Genomic DNA, 5,375 nt, shown 5'->3' on the forward strand with positions numbered 1-5,375 from the left:
AAACGTTTAATTCATTAACGTTTTGTTGTTCAGTTTTCAAGGTTCATTTGGAGCGGGTGATGAGAATCGAACTCACGACATCAGCTTGGAAGGCTGAGGTTTTACCATTAAACTACACCCGCGTTATGTTTTTGTTTATCTTATTTGGCGCGCCTGGCAGGAGTCGAACCCACAACCTTCTGATCCGTAGTCAGACGCTCTATCCAATTGAGCTACGGGCGCCTATGAATTTGCCTTGGTGCGGCCGAGAGGACTTGAACCTCCACGGGGTTGCCCCCACTAGGCCCTCAACCTAGCGCGTCTGCCATTCCGCCACGACCGCGTTCAATGAGACTTATATTAATATACATCACATTACGCGATTTTGTCAAGCGAAAATGATGAGCCATGAAGGACTTGAACCTTCGACCCTCTGATTAAAAGTCAGATGCTCTACCACTGAGCTAATGGCTCAAAAACTATTGGCTGGGGTACCAGGATTCGAACCTGGGCATGACGGAATCAAAATCCGTTGCCTTACCGCTTGGCTATACCCCAAAAATGGCGGTCCCGACCGGGATCGAACCGGCGATCTCCTGCGTGACAGGCAGGCATGTTAACCGCTACACCACGGGACCTAAAATGTATCATACTTTAATTATCAAATAAATGGTGACCCGTACGAGATTCGAACTCGTGTTACCGCCGTGAAAGGGCGGTGTCTTAACCACTTGACCAACGGGCCATGGCTCCGAAGGTAGGACTCGAACCTACGACCAACCGGTTAACAGCCGGTTGCTCTACCACTGAGCTACTTCGGAATAATCAACAACTTAACTTGTCGACTTTTACTAGTATAAAGATGTCAACATAGTATGTCAACACTTTTTAATAACTTTTTAAAATTTATTTTAAGTTTCTTTATTAAACCTCTTCTAAGTTTAATCTGACATCTATTTTTTTCAATATTAACGCGAACTATTCATTAAGTTAATTATTTATTTCACTTAGCTTTCCGTGGCATTTACTGCAACGATATTTTTTTACATCTACCTTTCTCTTTCTCGGATATTTTTGTTTACAAACAATACATTCGTAAATACGAAGGGTAGAAGCTGTTCTTTTTGTTTTATTTTCCTCAATAGTCGAACAAAATCGTGGGGCTCCTACCGCTTTTAATAAATTCCGAAAGTCTGCGTCTCTATGTTTATAGCCTTTTCCTAGAATGTGTAAATGATAGTGACATAGTTCATGAAGGATGATTCCACGCAATTCATCAATCCCAAAAATATCATATGACTTTTTATTAAACTCAATATTATGGCTGTTTAGTAAGTATCTACCTCCCGTAGTCCGTAATCTATTATTGAAATAAGCTTTATGTATAAATGCCCTATGAAAATATTTAATAGATAACTCTTCCACAATTGTCTGAAGTTCCTGATCTGTCATCTTCGTTTTCTCCCCTCAAAAGCTGTATAAATAAATGTATGTGCACAGCCAAATCCTGTGCACATACATATTTTCTCTAGCCTATTTGTTTCTACTGTTTTTCTGGCGGTATCATAGTTAATGAAATTCTTCCTTTTTCAATTTCAACTTTATCAACCCAAACTGTTACAATATCTCCTAATGATATTACCTCAAGCGGATGTTTAATACGTCTTTTTTGAAGCTTCGAAATATGAACAAGACCATCTTGTTTTACTCCAATATCAACAAAGGCTCCAAAATCCACTACATTTCGAACTGTACCCTGTAGCTCCATTCCAACTTGTAAGTCCTCCATTTTTAACACATCTGTTTTTAATAAAGGCTGAGGGAAAGCATCTCGGGGATCTCGCGTTGGTTTTTTTAAAGTATCTACAATATCCTTAACTGTAATTTCACCAACACCTAATTGATCACTTAAATCTGCAATATTTACATTCTCTAAAGCTGCTTCACAAGCATTTGTTCCTACATCTTTTTTCGTTAAACCTACTGCTTTTAAAATTCCTTCTGCTAAATCATAGCTTTCCGGGTGAATTCCTGTTGCGTCTAGTGGATTTTTTGCATCTGGTATTCGTAGGAATCCGATTGCTTGCTCAAACGTTTTTGCACCAAGTCTTGGAACTTTCTTTAATTGAGAACGAGAAGTAAATTTCCCAGCTTCACTTCGCGCGACTACGATATTTTCAGCCACGGTTTTAGATAATCCTGAAACGTACTGCAACAAAGAGACTGAGGCTGTGTTCACATCAACGCCTACTTGGTTAACAGCAGTCTCTACAATGAATGTTAATGATTCGGATAGCTTTTTCTGTGATACATCATGCTGATATTGACCTACACCTACTGCTTTTGGCTCAATTTTTACTAATTCTGATAATGGATCTTGTAATCGACGAGCAATAGAGACTGCACTTCGTTGCTCAACCTGTAAATCAGGGAATTCAGCCCGCGCAATTTCGGATGCAGAGTAGACAGATGCACCCGCTTCATTAACAATTACATATGAAATCTCTTTATTTGATATTTCTTTTAATACATCCGCAATAAATTGTTCCGTTTCACGGGAGGCTGTACCATTTCCAATAGCAATAATACTAATTGGATATTTATCTAAAATAGCTTTAACTACCGACTTTGATTTTGCAATATCGGGTTTAGGCGGATGAGGATATATGGCTGTTACTTCTAACATCTTACCCGTCTCGTCAACCACCGCTAATTTACAACCTGTTCGGTAAGCCGGATCTACACCTAAAACCATTTTCCCTCGAATCGGTGGTTGTAATAGTAAGCTACGTAAGTTTTCAGAAAAAATATGAATTGCTTGGGCTTCTGCTTTTTCAGTCAATTCATTACGAAGTTCCCTTTCAATAGAAGGTTGGATTAAACGTTTGTATCCATCTTCTATAGCTTCACGAACAGAGTGAACACTTGGCGAACTTGTTATTGAAGGAATCCATTGTTTTTCCATTATTTGTAGCACCGGATCAATTGGCACATGAATAGATACTTTTAATATATCTTCTTTTTCTCCACGATTAATAGCTAGCGTTCGGTGTGGAACGATATGTTTTACTGGTTCTTCGTATTCGTAATACATTTCAAATACTTTCTTTTCATCTTTATCTGCATCTTTTACAGAAGTGGTGATACGTCCTTCTCTCCAAGAAAACTTACGAATTTTGTCTCGTACTGCTGCATCATCTGCAAATAATTCCGCTAAGATATCTTTTGCTCCAGCAATTGCTTCCTCAACATTTCCAACACCTTTTTCTTCATTTACAAATGGTGCTGCAAGAATTTCAATATTGTCCTTTTTAAATTCTAATAATTGATTCGCAAGTGGCTCTAGACCCTTTTCCTTCGCTACCGTTGCTTTTGTTCGACGTTTTTGCTTGTATGGTCTATATAGATCTTCGACACGTTGTAAAATTGTAGCAGCTTGAATTTCTGCACGTAACTCTTCAGTTAATTTACCCTGCTCTTCAATTAGGCGTATAACCTCTTCTTTTCTTTGCTCTAACTGTTGTATGTAATGATATCTATCTTCAATTGCTTTAATTTGCACTTCATCCAATGAACCCGTGGCTTCTTTTCGGTAGCGCGCAATAAAGGGTACTGTATTTCCATCCTCTAAAAGTTTAATAACCGCTTCAACTTGATGAGGTTTAACTTTTGTATCTTGTGCGATTAATTGTAACATTTTTGTATCACTCATTATTCCACAGCCTTTCAAGTGTATATCAACTTATTTTAACATTACCTTAATATTTCTTGCTATTTTCGTTAGATTAATTTAAATCTTATAACAAATGGCTTACCCTTGTTAGAGTAAGCCATTGTATATTATACCCGTAGACTTGTGTTTATAAATTCCTGCATTTTTTTAATAGCCTGTCTTAGTATTCTTGAGACATGCATTTGCGAAATTCCTAGTTTTTCCCCAACCTCTTTTTGACTCAATTGCTGATAGTAAGTCATTTCAACTATTTCCTTTTCTCGAGAGGAGAGTACGTTTATCATATTTAGCATAACTAGCTTAGAATTTATAACCTCATAGCCTGTATCTTCTTCTCCAACTAAATCAAATAATGTAACATTGTTACCATCAAAATCTGATTCTATCGATTTATCCATAGAAAGTGCCTGATAACTTCTACTCATTTCCATAGCCTCTAGGATATCTTCTTCCTGCACATGTAAGAATTTAGCGATTTCTTGTATTGAGGGAGAGTGCTGTAATTCATAGGTCAGTTGATCAACAGCCATTTTTATTTTAGGAGCAAGTTCTTTAATTCTCCTCGGAACATGTACATCCCATGTTTTATCTCTTATAAATCTCTTTATTTCTCCTACAATTGTAGGAATAGCATATACTTCAAAATTTCTTCCTAATACAGGATCATATCTGCGAATAGCACCAAGTAATCCAAGCATTCCTACTTGGTATAAATCTTCATAATTTGACCTACCTTGTGAATACTTTCTTGCAATGGATTCAACTAAATATTCATAATGTAACACCAATGTAGTTTGAGCTTCTTCATTTTTTGTTTCTTGATATAATGAAAATAATTTTTGAATTTCTTTATTTGTCAAAATTGGATGATGAACTTTGGACATCCTCTTCCACCTGCTCTCTCTTGACAAACTTTGTCATGAAAACAGTTACGCCACCCTCATTTATAACCCTCACTTCATCCATCAGTGCTTCCATAAGAAATAGTCCTAATCCACCTTCTCTTAGATGCTCGATATCTTCGTTGTAATTGTACGGACCTGTTTTAGCCTTTACTTCTTCAAAGCTAAAACTATTGCCATAGTCAGTAACCATAATTTCAATTTTCTGACTATACAGAGCGCAACCTAAAACAATTTCTCCATCATCATTATCTACATATGCATGATGAACAACATTAGTAACTGCTTCGCTAACGGCAATTTTCAAATCTTCAATTTGATCATATAAAAACCCTACTCGACTTGCTAATCCTGAAATGGCAAGTCTAATCACACTAACATATTGCGGCTTCGCGGGAATTTTAATTTCTACATAATCGAAAACTTTCATAGCCCTATTCCACCTTTTCAACTTCAATCTCCATTAATTCGCTTAAACCCGTGATCTTAAATAATCTTTTTAATCTAGTGGAAAGACCTACTAATTTTATCTTCGCTTTTTCCCGTTTTGCTTTTTTGTAAAAACCTACCATAACACCAAGTCCTGTACTATCCATATATTCCACTTTTGATAAATCTAATTCAAATATTGAACTTTCATTTATTTTTATTGACTCAAATTTTTCTCGCAACTTGGGTGCAGTATATGTATCAATTTCACCCATAATATAAATAACTCAAACTTCGCAGACTAAAATCGACAAATAAGCCTTGATATAGTT

At 36.7% G+C, this 5,375-nt stretch carries 5 protein-coding genes and 8 tRNA genes; all 13 read right to left on the reverse strand.

Annotated elements, in window-relative coordinates:
- Positions 1-48: 48 nt before the first annotated feature.
- Positions 49-122: transfer RNA gene (locus tag CD30_RS18570), tRNA-Gly, on the reverse strand.
- Between the two features lie 23 nt (positions 123-145).
- Positions 146-222, reverse strand: a tRNA-Arg gene (locus CD30_RS18575).
- 14 nt (positions 223-236) lie between these two features.
- Positions 237-322: transfer RNA gene (locus CD30_RS18580), tRNA-Leu, on the reverse strand.
- A gap of 59 nt (positions 323-381) precedes the next feature.
- Positions 382-453, reverse strand: a tRNA-Lys gene (locus tag CD30_RS18585).
- Between the two features lie 9 nt (positions 454-462).
- A tRNA-Gln gene (locus tag CD30_RS18590) sits at positions 463-537 on the reverse strand.
- A 4-nt stretch (positions 538-541) separates the two neighbouring features.
- Positions 542-617: transfer RNA gene (locus CD30_RS18595), tRNA-Asp, on the reverse strand.
- A gap of 32 nt (positions 618-649) precedes the next feature.
- Positions 650-724, reverse strand: a tRNA-Glu gene (locus CD30_RS18600).
- Between the two features lies 1 nt (position 725).
- Positions 726-800 (reverse strand) — tRNA-Asn (locus tag CD30_RS18605).
- A gap of 169 nt (positions 801-969) precedes the next feature.
- On the reverse strand, positions 970-1,431 hold the full coding sequence (locus tag CD30_RS18610) for a SprT family protein (protein ID WP_036180490.1): 462 nt from the start codon (positions 1,429-1,431) through the stop codon (positions 970-972).
- Between the two features lie 91 nt (positions 1,432-1,522).
- Entirely contained in the window at positions 1,523-3,691 is a 2,169-nt protein-coding gene (locus tag CD30_RS18615; RefSeq protein WP_036180492.1) for a Tex family protein, read from the reverse strand.
- A 128-nt stretch (positions 3,692-3,819) separates the two neighbouring features.
- A complete protein-coding gene (sigB, locus tag CD30_RS18620) occupies positions 3,820-4,596 on the reverse strand; it encodes an RNA polymerase sigma factor SigB (RefSeq protein ID WP_036180495.1) in 777 nt (258 codons plus the stop codon).
- On the reverse strand, positions 4,562-5,044 hold the full coding sequence (gene rsbW / locus CD30_RS18625) for an anti-sigma B factor RsbW (RefSeq protein ID WP_036180498.1): 483 nt from the start codon (positions 5,042-5,044) through the stop codon (positions 4,562-4,564). Before rsbW ends, sigB begins: the two co-directional genes overlap by 35 nt.
- A 4-nt stretch (positions 5,045-5,048) precedes the next feature.
- Positions 5,049-5,318 carry an STAS domain-containing protein gene (locus tag CD30_RS18630; protein WP_052126325.1) on the reverse strand — a complete coding sequence of 90 codons (270 nt, stop codon included), beginning with the start codon at positions 5,316-5,318 and terminating at the stop codon, positions 5,049-5,051.
- Positions 5,319-5,375 lie beyond the last annotated feature (57 nt).

The organism is Ureibacillus massiliensis 4400831 = CIP 108448 = CCUG 49529 (genome assembly GCF_000772965.1).
Classification (GTDB): domain Bacteria; phylum Bacillota; class Bacilli; order Bacillales_A; family Planococcaceae; genus Ureibacillus; species Ureibacillus massiliensis.